15 protein-coding genes and 1 tRNA gene are annotated in these 19,969 nt (G+C 66.8%); 4 read left to right on the top strand and 12 right to left on the bottom strand.

Features of this window, described 5'->3' with window-relative positions:
• Positions 1-173: 173 nt before the first annotated feature.
• Genes purH through rpe form a run of 3 tightly spaced genes read right to left on the bottom strand, consistent with a single transcriptional unit; the run spans position 174 to position 4,319 of the window.
• Positions 174-1,775 (bottom strand): bifunctional phosphoribosylaminoimidazolecarboxamide formyltransferase/IMP cyclohydrolase, encoded by a 1,602-nt coding sequence (gene purH, locus OPU67_RS13640; RefSeq protein WP_267620537.1) that lies wholly within the window; start codon positions 1,773-1,775, stop codon positions 174-176.
• A 10-nt stretch (positions 1,776-1,785) separates the two neighbouring features.
• Positions 1,786-3,657, bottom strand: a complete 1,872-nt coding sequence (locus OPU67_RS13635; protein WP_267620535.1) for a heparinase II/III family protein — start codon at positions 3,655-3,657, stop codon at positions 1,786-1,788.
• Positions 3,657-4,319, bottom strand: coding sequence for a ribulose-phosphate 3-epimerase (gene rpe, locus OPU67_RS13630; RefSeq protein ID WP_267620533.1), 663 nt, complete (start codon positions 4,317-4,319; stop codon positions 3,657-3,659). The genes OPU67_RS13635 and rpe overlap by 1 nt, the downstream gene beginning before the upstream one ends.
• Positions 4,320-4,537: 218 nt before the next feature.
• Between rpe and OPU67_RS13625 the strand changes: the two genes are divergently transcribed.
• Positions 4,538-5,071, top strand: coding sequence for a DUF2141 domain-containing protein (locus tag OPU67_RS13625; protein ID WP_267620531.1), 534 nt, complete (start codon positions 4,538-4,540; stop codon positions 5,069-5,071).
• 6 nt (positions 5,072-5,077) lie between these two features.
• Here the strand turns inward: OPU67_RS13625 and OPU67_RS13620 are convergent, their stop codons facing one another.
• From OPU67_RS13620 to OPU67_RS13610, 3 genes are all read right to left on the bottom strand, one after another.
• Positions 5,078-5,992, bottom strand: a complete 915-nt coding sequence (locus OPU67_RS13620) for a hypothetical protein (RefSeq protein WP_267620528.1) — start codon at positions 5,990-5,992, stop codon at positions 5,078-5,080.
• Positions 5,989-7,035: a diacylglycerol/lipid kinase family protein gene (locus OPU67_RS13615; protein ID WP_267620525.1), complete on the bottom strand. Its 1,047-nt coding sequence runs from the start codon at positions 7,033-7,035 to the stop codon at positions 5,989-5,991. Before OPU67_RS13615 ends, OPU67_RS13620 begins: the two co-directional genes overlap by 4 nt.
• A 187-nt stretch (positions 7,036-7,222) precedes the next feature.
• Positions 7,223-7,663: an Lrp/AsnC family transcriptional regulator gene (locus OPU67_RS13610; RefSeq protein WP_267620522.1), complete on the bottom strand. Its 441-nt coding sequence runs from the start codon at positions 7,661-7,663 to the stop codon at positions 7,223-7,225.
• A gap of 139 nt (positions 7,664-7,802) precedes the next feature.
• Here OPU67_RS13610 and ald point away from each other — a divergent pair, with 139 nt between their 5' ends.
• Complete coding sequence (gene ald / locus OPU67_RS13605) at positions 7,803-8,897, top strand: alanine dehydrogenase (protein WP_267620520.1); 1,095 nt, start codon at positions 7,803-7,805, stop codon at positions 8,895-8,897.
• A 97-nt stretch (positions 8,898-8,994) separates the two neighbouring features.
• Entirely contained in the window at positions 8,995-10,851 is a 1,857-nt protein-coding gene (locus OPU67_RS13600) for a DUF885 domain-containing protein (RefSeq protein ID WP_267620518.1), read from the top strand.
• 100 nt (positions 10,852-10,951) lie between these two features.
• Here OPU67_RS13600 and OPU67_RS13595 read toward each other — a convergent pair whose 3' ends face one another.
• From OPU67_RS13595 to OPU67_RS13580, 4 genes are all read right to left on the bottom strand, one after another.
• Positions 10,952-13,237, bottom strand: coding sequence for a spermidine synthase (locus OPU67_RS13595; protein ID WP_267620514.1), 2,286 nt, complete (start codon positions 13,235-13,237; stop codon positions 10,952-10,954).
• Between the two features lie 436 nt (positions 13,238-13,673).
• Positions 13,674-14,384 carry a hypothetical protein gene (locus OPU67_RS13590; RefSeq protein WP_267620512.1) on the bottom strand — a complete coding sequence of 237 codons (711 nt, stop codon included), beginning with the start codon at positions 14,382-14,384 and terminating at the stop codon, positions 13,674-13,676.
• Entirely contained in the window at positions 14,381-17,551 is a 3,171-nt protein-coding gene (locus tag OPU67_RS13585) for a hypothetical protein (RefSeq protein WP_420709017.1), read from the bottom strand. Before OPU67_RS13585 ends, OPU67_RS13590 begins: the two co-directional genes overlap by 4 nt.
• Before the next feature lie 261 nt (positions 17,552-17,812).
• A complete protein-coding gene (locus tag OPU67_RS13580) occupies positions 17,813-18,274 on the bottom strand; it encodes a site-specific integrase (RefSeq protein WP_267620506.1) in 462 nt (153 codons plus the stop codon).
• Between the two features lie 41 nt (positions 18,275-18,315).
• On the opposite strand from OPU67_RS13580, the gene OPU67_RS13575 reads away from it, so the two are divergent.
• Positions 18,316-18,870: a hypothetical protein gene (locus OPU67_RS13575; protein WP_267620504.1), complete on the top strand. Its 555-nt coding sequence runs from the start codon at positions 18,316-18,318 to the stop codon at positions 18,868-18,870.
• On the opposite strand, the gene OPU67_RS13570 is transcribed toward OPU67_RS13575, so the two are convergent.
• Entirely contained in the window at positions 18,867-19,709 is an 843-nt protein-coding gene (locus OPU67_RS13570; protein WP_267620501.1) for a GIY-YIG nuclease family protein, read from the bottom strand. The two genes, OPU67_RS13575 and OPU67_RS13570, sit on opposite strands and share 4 nt — an antisense overlap.
• 183 nt (positions 19,710-19,892) lie before the next feature.
• Positions 19,893-19,969 (bottom strand) — tRNA-Arg (locus tag OPU67_RS13565).

Genomic DNA, 19,969 nt, shown 5'->3' with positions numbered 1-19,969 from the left:
TGTGGTGCGCCTGCTTGCCCGGCGCCGGATTGCGCGGGGCTGAACGAGGCGACAAGGCCATTTCGGGCTCTACCCTAACCTGGTTACGAAATGGCTGAAAAAAAGCTGCTACTGCCAGGGGCGAAGGCAGGCCGTGCCGCGCCCGGGACGAGAGGCGCGTGGGGACAGCGCCGTCAATGCCGGAAATGCCGCATTCCCGTGAAGACCATTGCCAGGCCCGCTGCATCGGCGGCGGCGATCACCTCGTCGTCGCGGATCGAGCCGCCCGGCTGGATCACCGCCGTCGCCCCCGCTTCCGCTGCCGCGAGCAAGCCGTCCGCGAAGGGGAAGAATGCGTCCGAGGCGACCGCGCTGCCGACGGTGCGGGGGGCGGGCCAGCCATGGGATTCGGCGGCTTCCTTCGCCTTGATCGCCGCGATGCGCGCGGAATCCCGGCGGTTCATCTGGCCCGCGCCGATCCCCGCCGTCGCGCCGTCCTTGGCATAGACGATGGCGTTCGACTTGACGTGGCGCGCGACGGTCCAGGCGAACAGGCAGTCCTTCAACTCCTGCTCTGTCGGGGCGCGCTTCGTCACGATCTTGAGGTCATCCGCCGCAATCGCGCCGTTGTCGCGCGACTGGATCAGCACGCCTCCGGCGATGGTCTTCAAGGCCAGGCCGCCCCGGCGCGGGTTCGGCAGGGCGCCGCATTCGAGCAGGCGCAGGTTCTTCTTCCTGGCGAAGATTGCGCGCGCTTCGGCCGAGACAGACGACGCGATCACCACCTCGGTGAAGATCGCGGAAATGGCCTCGGCGGTCGCGGCGTCGAGCTCGGTGTTGACCGCGACGATCCCGCCGAACGCCGAGACCGAGTCGCACGCCAGCGCCGCTTCCCATGCGGCGAGCAAGGAGCCGCCTTGCGCGACACCGCAGGGGTTGGCGTGCTTGACGATCACCACGGCAGGCTCCTGCCCGGCAAATTCGGCGGCGAGTTCCAGCGCCGCATCGGCGTCGTTGAGGTTGTTGTAGCTCAGTTCCTTGCCCTGGAGCTGCGCCGCCTGCGGGACCCCGGCGGTGCCCGCCACCTGCGGCACGTAGATGGCGGCGTTCTGGTGCGGGTTTTCGCCATAGCGCAGCGTGTCGGCGCGCCGGAAGGCGAGGGGGAGGGTCTCGGGGAACAGCGTCGGCTCGTCCGAGGCGGCGGGCGAGAAGGCGAACCAGCTCGCGATCGCGGCGTCATAGGCGGCGGTGCGGGCATAGGCCTTGCCCGCCATGCGGGTGCGGAAGGCCTGCGTGGTCGCGCCGCCGTTCGCGTCCATCTCAGCAAGGAGGGTCGCGTAATCGGCGGGGTCGGTGAGGATCGTCACGAAGCCGTGGTTCTTCGCCGCCGAGCGCACCATCGAGGGCCCGCCGATGTCGATATTCTCGATCACCTCCGCGCGGCTCGCGCCCTTCGCCACAGTCGCCTCGAAGGGGTAGAGGTTGACCACCACGACGTCGATCGCGCCGATCTGGTGCGCGTCCATCGCCGCGACGTGTTCGGGGTTGTCGCGCAGCGCCAGCAGTCCGCCGTGGACCTTCGGGTGCAAGGTCTTCACCCGCCCGTCCATCATTTCGGGAAAGCCGGTGAGGTCGGAGACGTCCCTCACCGTCAGCCCCGCATCGCGCAGGGCCTTGGCCGTGCCGCCAGTGCTGACCAGCTCGACGCCCCGCGCCGCCAGCGCCGCGCCGAGGTCGGCCAAGCCGGTCTTGTCGGACACTGACAGCAGCGCCCGGCGGATCACGTTGTCGTTCATCGGTTGAAACCTACCCCGTCTTCCTCAGCAGCCAGGAGAATTGCCCCCCGCTGCGCAATGCCAATCCCTCGATCACCAGCTGTTCGGTGGCGTGCGGGCGGCCTTCGCCATCGACCCACAGGCTGTCCTCGGCAGACAGGGTGATCTCGCCGGCGCTCGCCCTATCGCCGCCCATGCGGAATTGCCAGAGCCGACCGTCGGGAAGCAGCAGGCTGGCCCCGCGCCGGTCGGAGGAGAGCTGCACCTCCACCCCGGGGCCGAGGTGAAAGCGGATCGCGAAGCCGATCTTACCGCGCTTGCCGTTCTTGCTCGAGGGCACGAGGAGGTCCTCGCCCGCGAGCTCCGTCCCGTCGCCCGAAAGGGTCAGGATGCGGCGATGAGTCAGGCCGAAGCGCCCGGCATAGCCATCATGCGCGGCCTCGATCCGGGTCGCCTCGCGGCCCCGGCGGGGGACCATGCGGCGGTCGATCTCGACGGTCTCCACGCCCTTGCCGAGCTGGCCATGGAGCAGCACGGCGGTGGAATTGGCGTTGTCGAGCACCAGCGTGGAGAAGGCCGCGGTGGCGCGCAGGCCCTGGCCGATGCGGGCGGGCACCTGCCCGCCGGCCAGCGCCGCGCCGCCGCAATTGACCACGATCCGCTGCGGCCCATCGCTCAGTTCGAAGGCCAGCGTTGAGGCGCAGCCGGTGCGCGCGTGCTTGCTGCGCGGGGGCGGGGCGGTGTCGAACTGGAGCAGCGTGTCGCCCGCCTTGGCGCGCGAATAGCCCCAACCGCCGACCTGCGCGAGCGGGCGGGTGCGCACGCCGCTTGCCGCGATCACGGCGGCGACGCGCTCGGCGGGGATCGCGCCCTGGCCCTGCCAGCTGCCCAGCGACCCGTCGCCGTGGCGCAGGGCCAGCAGCGGCGGCACCAGCAGCTCGCGCATGACGCCAAGCGCGGGCGGGGGCGCGAGCTTCATCGCATCGTAGCAGGCGAGGAGATCGGTGAGCAGTCGGACCGCGTCGAGTTGCGCGGCGGGGCAGCGTGACAGCACGCCGCCGTCCTCGCCGACCATGTCGCCCAGTGCCTTCACCAGTCCCGCCTCGCCATAGAGCCGCCGCGGCTTGCCCTGGGGCAGGAGCAGGCCCGCCGCCACGATCCCGGCCCACGCCGCCACCTGGCCGAATCCGGCGGGCTCCGCGGGCGCGCGGCGGTCGAGCCAGCCGGCGGTCTCGGCGATCGCGGCGAGCAGCCGGGCGCGCAGGCCCTTGTCCTGCCCGCCGAGGACCAGCGGGGCATGGACCAGCCAGGCGAGGAGCCTGAGCCCGGCGATCTCCACCTCCCACGCCGCGCCCTTCCCCGGAGCGGCGTTGGCGCGCAGCCATTGGGTGGCGATCCGCTCGGCGATGGCGGCGCCATCCGCCCGCGCCGTGGCGGCGGCGAGATCGGCAAGCCAGCCGAAACCATGCACCACGCGCTCGACGCCGGGCGCGTGGCGGGCGGCGGGGCCGAAATCGAAGCTCGCGATCGGCAGGCGCGTCGCCTGGATGAGGAAGTGCCCGGCACGCAGGGCCGTGCCCCCGGCGCGGTCGCCGCGGTTGGGGGTCTCGACCGTCGCCAGCAGGCGCGGCGCCTGCGGGCGGCGGAACGGTTGGCTGAGCGCGTGACCCGGCACCCCCAGGCGGTAGGCCAGCCGGATCAGCGCCTCACCCGGACCGGAGCGGACCGCAATGACATCCGATAGCGCGAGCGCGCGGGACGGTTCCTCGGCAAGTGCACGGGTCGTTGGCCGCTCCACCCCCGGCTCGCGCCCCTCGCCCAGGGTCAGCAGCGGCGCATCGCCGACCCGCTCGACCAGAGCCTCGGCGCGGGCGGCGGCGGGGGTGCGCAGCACCGTCGCCATCAGCCGGCGCCCTTCAGCGCCGCGATGTTCGCGGCGTAAGCGTCGGGCCCGCCCTTGAAGGTCGCCGAGCCGGCCACCAGCACGTCGGCCCCCGCTTCGACGCACAGCCGCGCCGTCTCGGCATTCACGCCGCCGTCGACCTCGAGGTGGATCGCGCGGCCCGAACGCGTGATCATCGAGCGGATGCGCGCGATCTTGTCGAGCTGCGAGGGGATGAAGCTCTGCCCGCCGAAGCCGGGGTTGACGCTCATCACGAGGATGAGGTCGGCCATGTCCATGAGGTTGTCGAGCACCTCCACGGGCGTGCCGGGATTGATGACGACGCCCGCCTTCTTGCCCAGCGCCCGGATCGCCTGAAGCGTGCGGTGGATGTGCGGGCCCGCCTCGGGGTGGACGGTGATGATGTCCGCGCCCGCTGCGGCGAAGGCTTCGAGGTAGGGATCGACCGGGGCGATCATCAGGTGGACGTCGAAGGGCTTGGCCGAATGCGGGCGCAGCGCCTTGATGACATCGGGGCCGATCGTGATGTTGGGCACGAAATGCCCGTCCATCACGTCGATGTGGATCCAGTCCGCCCCCGCCGCATCGACGCTGCGCACCTCTTCCCCGAGCCGGGCGAAATCGGCCGAGAGGATCGATGGCGAGATCAGGGGGGCAGGCATGGCGCTGGCGGACGGGCCCTTCGTGCAAAGCTTGCCCCCGGTCATAGGTGCCCGATCGCGCGGGGGACAAGGCGGGCGGCGCCCTTTTCCACGATGCGCGGGCCATCTTGCGGCAATTAAGGCGCAATTCAGGGGGTGAGGGCCAGAGGGGCGCGACATTTGCCAGCGCCCGCGCGGCCCACCCCCTTTCTTCTCCCCGCGAACCTCAAGAGATGCCCATGCAACGCACCCCCTCCTCCCCCGGCCTACGCCGCGGCGCCGCGCTGGCGGTGTCCGCCGGTGCGCTCGCCGGACTGCTCGCCGCGCCAGCGAGCGCCGCGCCGGTGGTGCTCGGCTCCAAGATCGGCAACGACATGAGCCAGTGCGCGGCCGGCCAGGGCCCGGCGATCCGGCTCGAGGTGACGGGCATCAAGTCCGATAACGGCTTTCTGTTCGTGCGCACCTACTATGCGCGCAGCGGCGACTGGCTGAAGAGCAAGCGCTACATCCACCGGGTCGAGACCCGCCCGCGCAAGGGGACGACGACGGTGTGCGTGCCCCTGCCGGCGGCGGGCGACTATGCGATCACCGTGCAGCACGACGTCAACGGCAACCGCGACACCGATCTTTCCGTCGACGGGGCCGGGGTCTCGAACAATCCGCCGATCGGCAGCTTCCTCGGCGTGATCCCGCGCCCGCCGGGGGTGGAGAAAGCGCGCTTCCGTGCGGACGCTGGCATCACCCGCATGGCGATCGCGGTGCGTTACCGCTAAGCGGGCTCAGCCGCCCCGCGCCTTGTCGCGGCGATGGCGGGCGAGCCTCCACAGCACGCCCGGTGCGGCGAGGATCGGGAAGCGCTCGCCGAGCGGTGACAGCGTCACCGGCATCCCGGTGTGCCGCTCGATCTTCCACGCGGCATAGCGCGCCGCGCCCGCGAAGGTCGTGCTCGCCTTCAGCAGCCGCAGCAGGTTGAGCGGCTTGCCCAGCCGCGCGCGGCTGCGCCACCAGGCGAGAATGCGCGTGCGTTCGGCGGGGGCGAGGCGCGGCGCCAGCATCGGGCCGTCCGCGCCGGGGTCGATACCCGCCGCCTCCAGCGCGAGGGGGAGCAGGCCGGCGAAGTGCGCGGCATTGTGGCCGAGGATGTCGTTCTCCCGCCCCTGCGTCTCGACCCGGAACTCGGCCGCATAGGTCGCGCGGAACAGCGCGCGCCAGTAAGCCTCCGCCGTTCCGCGTGCCGGGCCCAGCGCCGCGGCGAGCCGGGCGGCGGTGGCCGCGGCGGCGGCGAGCGCGGCGATCACATCTCCGCGCGCGGCATCGTCCGCCGTCCAGACCAGCGCGCTCGGCTGGACGAAACGCGCCCAGATGGTGGTGTCGACCGTCTCCCCGCTCGCCGCGCGGGCGAAAGTCGCAAGCCGCATGGTGGCGACCTTGGCCCTCAGCGTCGCGCCCGCGTGCGCGCGTTCGTGGTAGCTCACCGTCGGCCAGATCGCGGCCTCGCCCGCGCCGGGCAGCAGGACGTAGAAATCGAGCACGCCGTCGAGCGACCCGGTCCTGAGGTTCGACCCGTAGAACAGCACCGCGCGCGCGCCTGCGGCCTCTCCAAGAGCTGCGGCGAGGGTGGCGACGTCCGGATCGACCGGAGCGGCAAGGTGCGAGGCGATCCGCTCCCGCAGCGCCGGGGCGAGCGCGGTCATGGGGTGACGAAGACGAGCTCCGGCCCCTGCTCGATCCGGTATTCGCCCGGCGGGAAGGCCTCGCCGTCGAGGATGAAGGGCTCCGCTATGTCGAGGCTGAACTGGCTGACACCGACCTGGTGGATGCCGCGCTCGCGCAGCGAACCCTTGAGGCGGCCGATCATGGCCAACGGGATCAGCGCCGTGGTGCGGCGCGAGATCTGGTCGATGGCGAGCAGCCTCAACCCGCTCTTGAGCGCGCCGAAGGGGTTGATGCCCGCCGGCAAGCGCTCGAGGGTGGAGGCGAACAGGATCTGCCGCATGGCCGGATCGCCGTGGCCGCTGTGCGCCATCGGCGCGTCGGCCGCGCCGAGCCCGATGCGCATCCGCGCGCCGCGCCGCCACGGATTGCTCCGCCCGGCAAACAGCGATTGCAGCAGCGCCCAGGTGCCGGTCACGGCGACGACCATCGAATTGAACGCGCCGAGCTTGTGCGCGCTCTGTCCGGCCTGGGTCGCGGTGGTGAAGGCCCCTGCGCCGAGCACGAAGCCCATCGCGCGGCTGACGGTGGCGCGCTGCTCGCGCGGGTCGAGCGCGGTGACGGTGAGCGGGCGCCGCCACACCCGCCCGCCGTGATCGAGCGCCTCGATCGCGTCCTGGAGCGTCCAGTCGTCCGGCACGCCGAGATCGACCGACAGCGCGTTGGTCTTGCCCTTGGGGAGCACCGCGATCGCCGGCCAGTCGTTGCCGAACACCGCCTGCCCGCAGGTCAGCACGTCGCGCACCGTCCCGTCGCCGCCGTTGATGACGAGGAGGTCGATCCCGCGCGCGGCCATTTCGGCCAGCGCCTCGGGAAGCTGCCCGCGCGCGGAGGGCTGCGCGATGTGGACTTGCGGTCGCACCGCGCAATCGAGATCGGCACCCAGATTGCGGTGGCTGCGAGGATTGTAGATCACCCCGACGCTCGGCGCCTCGTTGACGGCGCGCGGACGCCGCGCGCGCGGGCGCGACTGAGCAGGAGCAAGGCGCGGGATCTGCGCGAATTCGTAGATCGTACCCGGCATTCGTGTCCTGTATGTCTCGCGAGCCTGTGTTTCTTTCACAAAGCTGCTCATTATGGGGCGCCCTTATTGCCGTGACATTGATAAGGCTTGAACAAACGCAAGGAGCGACGCGACGAACGCAAATCCTCCTGCGACGAGCGTCATGCCGGCAAGTCGGTCCGTGGTATGACTGCGCTGAATGGTTGCTCTATTCGCCGCTTTCAAGGGTGCGGATCGTGAATTGGCTGACAAGGCGCTGCACGCCAGGGAGAGCCGACAGGATCTCGCGGTGGATGCGCTCGTAGCTGTCGTCGTCGCGCACCAGCACCTTGACGAGATAGTCGGAAGGCCCGCTCATCAGGTAGGCTTCGGCAATCTGCGGCGTGCGGGCGAGCGCCTCCTCGAAGGCGAGCATCGTCGCCTGGCGCTGGTCGGTGAGGGTGACCTGCACGAACACTGTCGAGGGGTTGCCGCGCGCCGCCTTCGACAGCCGCGCGCGGTAGCCGAGGATCGCCCCGCTGTCCTCCAGCGCCTTGACCCGGCGATGCGCCGCCGAGGGCGACAGGCCGATACGATCGCCGAGCTGCTCGCCGGTGAGACGCGAGTCTTCGGCGAGGATGGCGAGGATTTTCCGATCGGTGCGATCCATGCGCAAAGCCGATGCGTCAGATGCGGGGCAGACGCAAGAAATTCCCATCAGGCGCGCGCATGGCGCGGATCATTGCGAAGATCGTGCTTCCGCCCCCTGCTAAAAGGCCCGCCTGAGAGCACCCCCCAGGAGAGACATCATGCGCATCGGCGTCCCCAAGGAAATCAAGAACAACGAATACCGCGTCGGCCTTACCCCCGCGGCGGTCGGCGAGCTGGTCCGCGCCGGTCACGAGGTGGTGGTGCAGACGAACGCCGGGTGCGGCGTCGACTTCGCGGACAGCGCCTACGAGGCTGCCGGCGCGCGGATTCTCCCGGATGCGGCCGCCGTGTTCGAGGCCACAGAGATGATCGTCAAGGTCAAGGAACCGCAGCCCTCCGAGATCGCCATGCTGCGCCCGCATCATCTGCTGTTCACCTACCTCCACCTCGCCGCCGACAAGCCGCAGGCCGAAGGGCTGATGAAGAGCGGCGCGACCTGCATCGCCTACGAGACCGTGACCGCAAATGACGGCTCGCTGCCGCTCTTGAAGCCGATGTCGGAGGTCGCCGGGCGGATGAGCGTGCAGTGCGGGGCGCACTACCTGGAAAAGCATCAGGGCGGGCGCGGTGTGCTGCTCGGCGGGGTGCCGGGGGTGGAGCCGGGCAAGGTGGTGATCCTCGGCGGCGGGGTGGCGGGGCTCAACGCCGCTCAGATGGCCGCCGGCCTGCGCGCCGATGTGACGATCTTCGATATCTCCGCGCGCCGCCTTGCCGAACTCGACGCGATCTTCGGCGGGCAGGTCAAGACCGCCTTCGCTTCCTCGCACGCGATCGCCGATGCGGTGCGCTGTGCCGACCTCGTGATCGGCGCGGTGCTGGTGCCGGGCGCCGCCGCGCCCAAGCTCGTCACCCGGGCGATGATCGGCACGATGCGCCCCGGCGCGGTGCTGGTCGATATCGCCATCGACCAGGGCGGCTGCTTCGAGACCTCGCGCCCGACCACCCACGAGGACCCGGTGTTCGTGGTGGACGACGTGATCCACTACTGCGTCGCCAATATGCCGGGTGCGGTCGCGCGCACCTCGACCATCGCGCTCGGCAACGTGACGCTGCCCTTCGCGATGAAGCTCGCCGACATGGGCGCCGAGGCCGCGATGGCCGCTGATCCGCACCTTGCCGCCGGGCTCAACGTCATGGGCGGCAGGATCACGCACCCGGCGGTTGCAGAGGCGCTCGACCTGCCGCTCGGCTGAACGGGCGAGGCGGATCGACGAAAGGGGCTTCATCGGGTCCCCTGCGCCCGCTACTCAGCGGGGGAAGGCGCCGTTTGCGCGCCCGAGGGGACCTGACATGCCGCACACGCTCACCACCAGCCTTGCGCTGGCACTCGCCGCCGCAACCCTGCCTGCCGGAGCCGCGCTCTCGCAGACGCCGGCCTCGCCTGCCGCCGCCAGCGCGCAGAACGAGGACGCGCGGCTCACCGCCTTCCTCGACGCCGAATTCGCCGAATATGTGAAAACTCAGCCGCAGCTCGCCACCCGGCTCGGCATCAAGGCGGGCGGGGACCGCTGGAACGACATCTCCGATGCCGCCGCCAAGGCCGATGTCGAATGGCGCAAGGCGAGCGCCGCGCGCATGGCCAAGCAGTTCGACCGCGCCAAGCTTTCGCCCGAGGCGCAGGTCAATTACGACATCTGGGCGCTCGAGGCGCAGCGTGCGGAGCTTGCCTACAGCAACCGCCTCTACCGACCGCCGTTCTATTCGCGGCTCTATTCGGCGCACAGCCAGCTGCCCGATTTCCTCATCAACACCCACTCGGTCGCCGACAAGGCCGATCTTGCGAACTACATCGCCCGGCTCAAGGGGATGCCTGCGGTGCTCGACCTCGCGCTCGAGCGCACCCGGGCGAGCCAGGCGGCCGGGATCAACCCGCCGCGCTTCCAGGTCGAGACGATCATCGCCGGCAGCCGCCAGCTGACCTCGGGCGCGCCCTTCGCGACCGGGGAAGCGGGCGGACGGGACGCGGCGCTGTGGGCCGACGTCAAGGCCAAGACCGAGGCGCTGGTGACCGGCGGCAAGCTCTCCCGCGCCGAGGCCGATGCGATGCTTGGGCAGGCGCGCACGGCGATCCTTGCGCTCGCGCCCGCCTACCAGCGGATCATCGCCTGGGCGGAAGGCAGCCTGCCCACCGCGCCTTCCGGCAAGGTGGGAGCGCTGACCCTTCCGAACGGCCTCGCCTATTACGAGAACGAGCTGAAGCTCGTCACCACCACCGACATGACCGCCGCCGAAATCAACGCGGTGGGCCGCGCCGAAGTGGCGCGGATCGAGGCCGAGCAGGACGCGCTCGCCCGGCAGGCGGGCCTCGCCGACCGCCACGCCTTCTATGCCGAGCGCGCGCGGCTGAACCCGCCCCGGCAGTATGACGATGCGGCGCGCAAGGAATATCTCGACACCGCCAATGCCTTCGTCGCGCACACCCGCACGCTGCTTGCGCCATATTTCGGGGAGCTGCCCGCCTACGGCATCGAGGTGGTGCGCGAACCGGCCTTCTCGGAGGTCGCGGGCGGCGCGGCCCACGCCTCGCAGCCGAGCCCGGACGGATCGCGTCCGGCGCGCACCTATGTCCACCTCGTCGGCACCGTGCCCGACCCGGCGGCGATGTACACGCTGATGTGCCACGAGGCGGTGCCCGGCCACAATATGCAGGGCGATATCCAGGTGCGCCAGAAGGGCGGCCCCAAGTTCCGCGCCGCCACCGGCTACGTCGCCTTCGGCGAGGGCTGGGCGCTTTATGCCGAGGCGCTGTGCAAGGAGATGAACGCCTTCCCCGACATCGCGGCGGATTTCATGCGCCTCGATGCCGAACTGTTCCGCGCCGCGCGGCTGGTGGTCGACACCGGCATCCACGCGATGGGCTGGACCGAGGACGAGGCGGTCACCTACATGAACACCACCGGCCGCCAGCCGATCGAGCGGTCACGCTCCGAAGTGCGGCGCTACATCACGCTCCCGGGCCAGGCGACCGGCTACAAGATCGGGATGCTCAAGATCATGGAGCTGCGCCAGCGGGCCGAAAAGACGCTGGGCCCGAAGTTCGACATCAAGGGCTTCCACGACCTGCTGATCGCCAGCGGCTCGCAGCCGCTCTCGATCCTCGAGCGGCGGGTCGACGACTGGATCGCGGCGCGCAAGACAGCGGCGTGACCCGCTGAACGGCAAAAGGGCCCGCGCCATCCCCCCGATGGCGCGGGCCCTTCCGCTTGTGCTCCGCCGGCGCCCCCCTTGGGCCGGGCGGAGCGCGTGATCACCAGCCCTGCTTGCGGCGCAGCGGATCGAGCACGTTGGAATAGTCGTCGGTCCACACCTTGAAATCGGCGGGCACGGCGGTGCGCGACCACTGCGGATCGGCGGCGATGGTGCCGATATCCTGCGGGCGCCGGGCGACGATCGCGACCTCCACCGGGGTGCGCAGCGTCGTCATGAAGTCGCCGGTGCGCTTCGGATCGTCCGAACGGTGCCAGGTGGTCAGCCCCGCCTCGCGCGCCGAGGCGGCGACGACGTAGTTGAGCATCATGTGGCGGTTCGACACGTTGAAGATCAGCACGCCGCCCGGCGCCAGCTTGGAGGCGTACATCGCCACGGCTTCCTTGGTCACCAGATGCACCGGGGGCGAGGCCGAGGAGAAGGCGTCGAGCATGATGAGATCGTAACCGCCCTGCTCGCGCGCCAGCGTCAGGCGGCCGTCGCCCACCACCACCTTGGCGCCCGGGGTGCATTCGCTGAAGGCGCGGAACAGCCGCGTGTCGCGGGCGATGCGCACCACCTCGGCGTCGATCTCGAAGAAGTCCCACGTCTCGCCGGGCTTGGAATGGCAGGCGAGCGAGCCCATGCCGAGGCCGATCACCGCGACCTTGCCGAGCTTGCCGCCATGCGCCGCGCGCGCCTGGTCGATCGCCTGGTTGTAGGCGCCGCCCAGGTGGAAGTAGCTCGCCGGCTCCGGGCGGCTGGCGAGCGGCACGCCCGCCGCGTCGGCCCAGCGCTCGGCCCCGTGCAGGGTGTTGCCGTGCTTCAGGTAGCGACCCTCGCCGCTCGGGGTCGCATAGACCGAATGGACCGCGAAGAACGAGCGGGCCTGGTCGACGAGGTTTGAGGGCGTGGAGACGATCACCGACACCAGCATCGCGGTCGCCGCGGAAAGCAGCAGGCGCACCGGGCGGTTCACCGAGATTGCGGTGAGGCCGAAGCTTGCGATCAGGATGCCGACGAAGGCCTCGCCGGGCAGGATGTCCTGTTCGATGATGCTGCGATCGACCAGCAGGAACAGCGCGAGCACGGCGGCGATGCCCGGGACGACCAGCGCAGGCCGGGCACTCGCCAGCCAGGCGCGCACGTCCGAGCGGCACAGCAGCACCGCCAGGGCCAGCAGCGGGAACTCGAGCAGGCGCTCGAACACCAGCGGCGCGGCGAGCGAGGCGAAGGCCCCGCCGATCACGCCGCCCAGCGACATGAAGAAGTAGAACTGCGTGAGGTCGCCGGCCGCGGGGCGCCGTGCATAGAGCTCGCGGTGGCAGATGATCACGCTCACCGTGAAGAAGGCGAGATTGAGGCCGAGCAGCACGTGGAAGGGCAGGCCGCGCGCAACCGAAAGGGTCGCCATGATCGCGGTCAGCAGCACCGGCTGCACCGTCAGCAGCACGCGGTCGAGCGCCGCGCCGCCCGGGCGGAAGGCGATCGAGAAGGTCATCAGGTAAAGCGCCAGCGGCACCACCCAGAAGAGCGGCACGGCGGCGATCTCGTCGGTCATGTGCGCGGTGGTCGCGACCAGCAGCGCCGAGGGCACCAGCGACATCGCGATCCAGCCGAGACGGTCCTTCATGGTGATCGGCGCGGCCGGCTCTGCCGGCGCTTCGGCACCCTCGGCGATGCCGGCCTGCGCACCCGGGCGCAGGAACAGCGCCGAGGCACCGATCGCGATCATCAGCGCAACGAAGCCGCTGCTCCACAGCATCGACTGGTTCTCGAGCGTGAACATCCGCTCGATCACGAAGGGATAGGCAAGCAGCGCCAGCAGCGAGCCGATGTTGGAGGCGCCGTAGAGGAAGTAGGGATCGCTCGCGTGCGGGTGGCCGGTGCGGGCGAACCACGCCTGGAGCAGCGGCCCGTTGGCCGAGACCGCGAAGAACGGCAGGCCCACCGACACGGTGAACACGCCGATCAGCCACAGCGCCTGCCCCTCTTCGGGCGGCGCGCCCCAGCCGGCGGCGAGCGCGATCGGGAGCCCCGCGACCAGCACCAGCGCCATCACCGACAGGTGCACGATCGCCGCCATGCGCGGGTCGAGCCAGCGGGTGAGGCCGTGGGCATAACCGTAGCCCGCCAGCAGCACCGACTGGAAGAACACCATCGCCACCGACCACACCGCCGGCGTCCCGCCGAGCACCGGCATCACCATCTTGGTGAACATCGGCTGCACCCCGAACAGGAGAAAGGCCGAAAGGAAGATCGTGGCGGTGTAGACGGGCAGCGCGAGCGGCGCGATCCGGTCGAGGCCGGCGGCGGGCCGGGCGGTGGCGGCGTTGATGATCGTCATCGAATTCGAAGCCCTGCGTGACTGAAAGGGATGGCTGACAGGCAGGCTTACGGAGAAAGAGGTAACAACTGGTTAAGCATGTTTTTCGCGCGTCAGTTTACCCGCAGCGCGCGTCATTTCGCGAGGCGCGGGAAGGCCCGAGCCTGCGCGCGGGGCAACGATGTTACAGGGGATCGGCACAGGGGCCGCACCACAGCGGCGCGGTGGCGCACCTGACAGGATTCGAACCTGTGACCTCTGCCTTCGGAGGGCGCGGACGCCGCCAGACTACCTTTCAGTTCCTCGGAAATGCAGCAGTTTAGCTGAATGAAGGACCACTGATTTGGACACTTAACCGACCTATAACTGCCACACTGCAACCCAGTTGCAAATCGATAGGAAACGACGCTTTCCATAGGGCAGTGGAGTGCCGCGCGCGCTCCTCGCCCCCATCGACTTAGGTCTGGATGTGGTTGAAGGGGACCCCCATGTAGCCGCGCAGACACTTGATCAGCTTCACCATCCCCAAAGCATCGTTCAGAGAAGCGCTTGCGCGGAATTCCTCCAACAACTTTCTTTTCGCACCCCGGGTGTAGTTTCGATGGGTGCGATCGTGGACCGTCTGCTTTGTGGGCGCGAGGTCTGGATACCTGCGTTCGAAACGCTGAAGAAAGCTTTCTGAGCAGATGTCCTCGATCTCCCAGTCAAGCTGCGAATAACGCAAGTTGGCCCTTGTTGCTTCGAGCATCCGGTCTGCGGTTCCATCCCCGACCTCCGGCATGACGGGCTGTAGCAGGAATATGTCCCTGTATCTCTGAACGGAAGGGTCGAACCGTGAAGCGAGGTTGAATGCTGTCGTGCCCGCGTGATCCTTGTCGAACAGACCCCCGAACCGAAATCTTGTCCGGCCCGCTTCGTCCAGATCGAGACGGGCGTTCTGCCGCATGGTGACGAGCATGCGATTTACGCCGTCCACTCCCCCGTCGTCGCCGTGGCCTGCCGCCGCCACACCAAAGTCGCTATCGATGACCGGTTGGCCGTATGCCTCTGTATAAAGCTTGGACGCATGTGTCAGGTAGGCGACATCAGAAGTGCCCTCGACGATGACTGTGGCCCGTCCAATCTGCCACCCCATTTGCGCGGCCATGGCTTCGATGACGCTGGTCATCGCCATCCGGAGGTGAGCGGCCTGAGGAAGGGGCCGTTGTGACTGAACGAAACATATGCCGAGAAGACGCTTCCGGGGCGCAACTTCTCCTGTGAAAACTCGTGCGGCCGGAAAGGCACCTCGATGTCCTGAAAATCCGAAACGCGCGCGAAGCCACGTCCATCGCCGTTGCTCGAAACCCGTGCCCTGACTTGTCGCCGTTGTGAGCCATGGGGATCGAGGAGCCAGTGAAGCCGATCTGGCACTTCGACGAAATGCTGTCTCTGACGCCACATCCTGCGCAAACGCAAGAACAGCCGGTTGCCTTCATGCGCGCGGTCCTTCTGAAACAGCAGGAGTGCAAGTTCCAACTCCATTTGAGGCGTGAATGCGGGCCCGCTCTCCTGGAGCGACTGCAGCAGGCCGATATGGAGGTCGAAATCGTTGGGATTGTCGATGACGGCGATCATATAACGAAGCTTGACTGCCTGGACATTACCCAACAAGGCCTCGATCGACAGCAATGACGCCGCTCTAGCGCGGTTTTCCCGCGGGACATCTTCAAGTCGGCGAACGCTTCCGCCCGCCCCTCCGAGTTCATACAGCGCACGCGCGATTGCACCAGCTTCAGACTGCGGATCGGGGCTGGTCGATCCCCCGGCTTCCAGCAAAAGTTCGAAGGCGCGTTCTGCCAGCCTTTCCAGAGCGTTGAGCCGCGCCTCCGCGCCAGACTTTTCCATCATGCTGTAGACGAGAGTTAATACCTCGAGCGCTCGCGTTGCCGCGCGATCGGGGTTCGTCTTGCCTTCGCTCAGGAGTGTTCGTGCATAGGTCTCGACTACGAAGGAGTTGTCCGGGTTCAGGGTGTAGGCCTGTCGCGTCGCCTCCTGAGCCTCTGCTCGTGTTTGGAGCACCCGATGTTGCGGTCTGCCCGCCGCTTCTTCGGCCTCGGCCAGATCGTGCAGCGCCTGAGCAAGCGAGTTGAACAGGTTCAGGTCGCTTTCGTCGCCGAATTCAGCCTCGAGCTTCAAGGCGCCACGAATGTCATCGACTGCTCTTTGCAGAATGGCAGCCCTCTCTTCGGCGCTCATCATGAAGGTCGTGGCATTTGAAGCGATCCGTCGCCTCGAAATGGCCGTGTGATGCAGGAATGTGCGGCTTGTCGTGCGCAACTCCCTTGGCATGTCGTCAAGAGCCTCGAGCACTTCCTTCCAGAGAAAGACCAGAGTTCCATGCCCGTGATCAGGATCGATCTTGAAGATGGACACTGCAAACTCCTCCGCGAAGAGTCGCAATGACGCCTTCGCGAGTTCCGGCAGCGAAGCGACGCTCTTGAGTATCAAAAAGCGCAAATGCAGCGGATTGGCTGCCTCCTCGAAGCCCAGGGCCTGCCTTTCGCCCGGATCGAAGAAGAATCCTTGGAGCATGAGGGTGCCGACCAGGTCGTGGGCAAGCGCCCAAGAACGGTCGAGGTCGTTTACAATTCGCGTCAAGCTCAAGACACCCGAAGCCCGGCGCAGGTCTTCCAGCTTGTCGGCAATTGGCCAGTCTTCCGTTGGCGGGAGAAGATTCTCCGGCAGAGGTGTGCGCACCGTGCTGAAGGCAGCGATCCTCAGTAGTGCATGCTTTATGCTTTCGTCCTTAGCCAAGCTCTTGAACTGCGCGTAGATCTTGGACTGGATCGTTTCCCCAAGATCGATCTGACGCCCCAGCCAGAATGAGAGAACGATCCAGAACGATGCCAAGCCGTTGCTTTGCTCGACGGTCGTGTTTTTGATGAATGCCCGCCACTCGGCTTCGCTGCGGTCGGTGCCATGCGGCGACAGGAAGCGGTTGAGGTGCTGGCCGAGCTTGAGCGCATGCTGAAACGTGACCTCGTGCGACAGGTAGGCAAGCTCGACGAAGCGCCGCTCGGTCATGATATCCAAGCCTACGAACGGTCCGGTCGCCACTAAAATGCAGACGCGACGTCCGCTTCGTTCCACTTCGCGGGCGAAGTTCAGCAGTTCTAGGTATCGCCCCTCCCAGTGGCTTTCGTCGAAAACGATGACGCACGGTGTCTCATAGACGCGCGAGTGGTCCGAAGGCAGCGTATCGGTTGAGGTCAGGCGCCCAAGAAAATTCGCGACTTCAAGCCCGTTCAGAGGGATCATTCCCTTTCGCGCTACAAGTGTGGGATAGCCCTCGGCGGCCGCTCTCCACGCAAGATCACGAAGGAAGGTGGTGGCACCGGCGCCTGATTGCGACTTCACATAGAAGATTCGATTGTTTTCCGGACCCTCCTTGTCCAGAAGGCGAAGTCTCCCGCGGACCTTGCCCCAGGCGGCCGCATCGCGTTCCCACACCATCCCAGCTGCGTACGGCCGCCACGAAGCAGTCGGGTCCATGAAGAACTGATCGACGTCGGTACTGGACAGGTCCGCGGGGAGCAGCGGTGTCAGCGCATCGACGCCGATCAGATCATAGCTGCCCAGAACTGGGCGTTCCGGATCATCGATGCCGCTTCCGTCGACGGTGCGAAGCTCGCCCTTTTCGTTGCGAATAATATAGGCGACCGAGCCATCACGGCCCCTCAAGAACTCCTTGCGAAGGGCATCGGCGAATTCTGCAGCCCCCAGTCGGATCTCATCGACGAGAGGCGCACTATTCTGCGATCGCCATAGGGCTATCGCCTCTGCTGCATGAGGATCGTCTGACACGAACGCCAAGCTAGTGCGATATCCGTCGGCCCAGAGGTCGGTGAAATCCTCGGGAATTTCGAATTGGCCCGGGATGACGAACACCAGCTGCTTGATGGATCGCTTGCGCAGATCCTGCAGCATGGTCAGGCGGCGGGTCATCGCCGCCAGGCCGGTGGCTTTCGCGCCGTTCCTGCCGTTCAGCAGATGGACAGCGAGGTGTCGCGGCGGCAAGACCGATTCAGCTGGGTCGTTGTCTACGATGTGGATCAGCCCGCGCCTCCTTACGAGGACATCGTCGACCGGCTCCGCCTGTTCGAGCTGTTCCACGAACGTTCGATCTGACACTTCTGAAAGGACCACGCTCCACGGCAAGCGGGACAGACTTGCGAGGCTTGCCACGTCCAGTGGCTCCGTTCCCCCCGAACAGAGCCATAGGGCGCAGTCCCGCTTGTCGAGCTGACTAATAAGCGGGGAAGGGATGATACGCTTGTCGGCTGATTGCTGCATCGTCAGAACATCAAACAGCAGAGTGGATTTGTCCAGAATAGTCTCGCATTCCGCGTGGATTAGGTTTCACGTGGTGCCCAAGCTAGTGAACGATCAATGTGGGGAGCAGCAGCAGAGAAAACTTCTACCTCAACGGGCAGGAAGCTCGTGCCAGTCGAATGTCTCATGCGAAGAATACTCGAAGACCCAGCGACATCCTCTGCATGACCCATTTGAGCCGAGGCCGGGGCTGCTCGCGGAGCCTGTCCGAGGGCGTCTGTGCTATAGACTTTTCCGATCTGCGGCTCTCTTGGCTCTCATCAGGTGGTCGGGGCAATGGTGAGCGTAAAGCTCGACCGTGCGCTCATGCGAATGGCCGAGCCACCCGCCTATCTCAAATAGCGGCACGCCCTGTTGCGCCATCCATGTCCCGCAGGTGTGGCGGAGTGTGTGTGGAGTCACGTTGTCCAGCCCGGCGATGCGGCAAGCCCGGGCAAAACTCCGCTTCACGTCCTGCAATCGCCTTCCATCGCGATTGATCACGAAGCCGATGTCGCTGCCTCGCTCTCGCGCCAAGCGCAAGAACGTCATTAATCTGTCAGGGATGGGAATGCGCGATCGGCGCTTCACCGTTCTCGCTCGTGAAGGGTCATTGAAGTCGATAACCCCTCGGCGGAAGTCGACCTGCGTCCAGCGAAGCGACAGGATCGCTTCCTTGCGCGCACCTGTGTAGAGGCCAAGCACGACAAACAGCGGGAGATAGAGACGGGTTCCTGTCGCAGATCATGCCCTACTTCGACGATGGGCTAGAGCAGCTCTATGCCTTCCTGCGCAACCTAGCCTCGAAGCTGCCGCGCCCCGGCGAAGGCTCGAAGTTCACGCTCGACGATGACGTTGCGCTGAAGTTCTTCCGTCTCCAGCAGGTCGGCGAAGGCACAATCGACCTCTCGGATGGTGAGGCGGACCCGCTGAAGTGGCCAACGGATGTCGGCACGGCGCGCGAAAAGGATACCGAGGTCGCGCTGTCCACGTTGGTGGACAACCTGAACGAGAAGTTCGGAACGGACTTCACCGAGGCCGACCAGCTCTTCTTCGATCAGGTCCGCGCCACTGCCGAGAACGATGAGAAAATCGTGGAGGCAGCGCAGGCCAACAACCTCTCGAACTTCTCAGCCTTCTTTGGGCGCATCCTCGACGACCTGTTCATCCAGCGGATGGAAGGCAACGACGAAATCTTCAACCGGGTGTTGAGCGACAAACAGTTCCGCACGGCGGCACAAGATCACCTCGCGCGCGAGGTCTATGAGCGTATCCGGGGAGAGGGACGGGCCGAGAGCTAGTTCCGGTTGAGCCCCATTTCCCGGCTCTGAAGCTTGGCCTTCCAAAGCTGTTCGGCTGCGATGATCTCGTCAGTTGTCGCCGTGGAACCAAGCACCTCAAGGATGCTGACTTGATAATCCGAGGGGTCTCTCATCTTCAAGCCGACATTGCCGCCGTGGCCGGTGACTACATAGGCCTGCCAACGCCCCCAAAATCCGCCTACGCCGTGTGCTGATCCGACATACTGTTCGCGGGTGCGTGGGCATGTGAGGAGATAGATACCGCGACTGGCGGACAGCACAGCAATCCATGACGCAGGAAGGCTGGGCAAACTTCCAAGGTTGCCAATGAAGCGACTGAAGCCGGGAAAGTCAGGCTCACGGAAGCCCTGCGTCAGTTCAACGATACGCTTGTTGCCGGTGTCCCTGTCAGCACGCTGCGCCCAAGAGCGCGTTCCCGGCCCCCAATCGACCCTCAGGCAACCGGCTAGATGCTCGAACTCTGGCAACCGCCGATATTCGTATAGGTCGAGATCAAGGTCGATTTCCCGACGCGTGATACGCTGAAGCGGGTCAATCCAATCATCCGGTGCTGGGCGATGCTCGAAAATCTCATAGAGGCCGACAAAGAGCGTGCTGCGATCAGGTGGCACCACGAAGCTGGCCCAGTAGCGACTGGCGAAGTGACCTCGCCGGTCGCTTCGCTGGGCGCTCTGATAACGCTCGAACTCCGCCCTATCGTCGCGCCAGATCGCATAAGGCGTCAGACCGGTATCTGCGACGTTCTGATGTCGCATCAACCGGACATCGCGCGGGTCAATGCCCGCTTCCTTGAGGACGAGATTGAAGGTCAGTGGCACGTGCTTCCCCTGCCGCAATCCTTGCAACGCGTTGCAAGGGAGCGTCAATCGCGGTTTACAATCCGCCGTTCGCGGCAGCTTGGGAAGCTGCTGCCGAGCGAGGCAAGCAAAGGCATTTACGGGCGTAGCCCACCCATTACTGCCACAGGACCGGTTGGCAGAAGTGCTAACTCATTGAAAAAATGGCGCACCCGACAGGATTCGAACCTGTGACCTCTGCCTTCGGAGGGCAGCGCTCTATCCAGCTGAGCTACGGGTGC

The organism is Erythrobacter sp. WG (genome assembly GCF_026586795.1).
Taxonomy (GTDB): Bacteria; Pseudomonadota; Alphaproteobacteria; order Sphingomonadales; family Sphingomonadaceae; genus Erythrobacter.
Note: the sequence above shows the minus strand (reverse complement) of the source record. Positions and strands in the feature narration are given on the sequence as shown.

Coding starts and splice junctions, on each gene's coding strand:
- purH (WP_267620537.1), bottom strand. CDS start 1,775: ATGAACGACAACGTGATCCGCCGGGCGCTGCTGTCAGTGTCCGACAAG.
- OPU67_RS13635 (WP_267620535.1), bottom strand. CDS start 3,657: ATGGCGACGGTGCTGCGCACCCCCGCCGCCGCCCGCGCCGAGGCTCTG.
- rpe (WP_267620533.1), bottom strand. CDS start 4,319: ATGCCTGCCCCCCTGATCTCGCCATCGATCCTCTCGGCCGATTTCGCC.
- OPU67_RS13625 (WP_267620531.1), top strand. CDS start 4,538: ATGCAACGCACCCCCTCCTCCCCCGGCCTACGCCGCGGCGCCGCGCTG.
- OPU67_RS13620 (WP_267620528.1), bottom strand. CDS start 5,992: ATGACCGCGCTCGCCCCGGCGCTGCGGGAGCGGATCGCCTCGCACCTT.
- OPU67_RS13615 (WP_267620525.1), bottom strand. CDS start 7,035: ATGCCGGGTACGATCTACGAATTCGCGCAGATCCCGCGCCTTGCTCCT.
- OPU67_RS13610 (WP_267620522.1), bottom strand. CDS start 7,663: ATGGATCGCACCGATCGGAAAATCCTCGCCATCCTCGCCGAAGACTCG.
- ald (WP_267620520.1), top strand. CDS start 7,803: ATGCGCATCGGCGTCCCCAAGGAAATCAAGAACAACGAATACCGCGTC.
- OPU67_RS13600 (WP_267620518.1), top strand. CDS start 8,995: ATGCCGCACACGCTCACCACCAGCCTTGCGCTGGCACTCGCCGCCGCA.
- OPU67_RS13595 (WP_267620514.1), bottom strand. CDS start 13,237: ATGACGATCATCAACGCCGCCACCGCCCGGCCCGCCGCCGGCCTCGAC.
- OPU67_RS13590 (WP_267620512.1), bottom strand. CDS start 14,384: ATGACCAGCGTCATCGAAGCCATGGCCGCGCAAATGGGGTGGCAGATT.
- OPU67_RS13585 (WP_420709017.1), bottom strand. CDS start 17,551: ATGCAGCAATCAGCCGACAAGCGTATCATCCCTTCCCCGCTTATTAGT.
- OPU67_RS13575 (WP_267620504.1), top strand. CDS start 18,316: ATGCCCTACTTCGACGATGGGCTAGAGCAGCTCTATGCCTTCCTGCGC.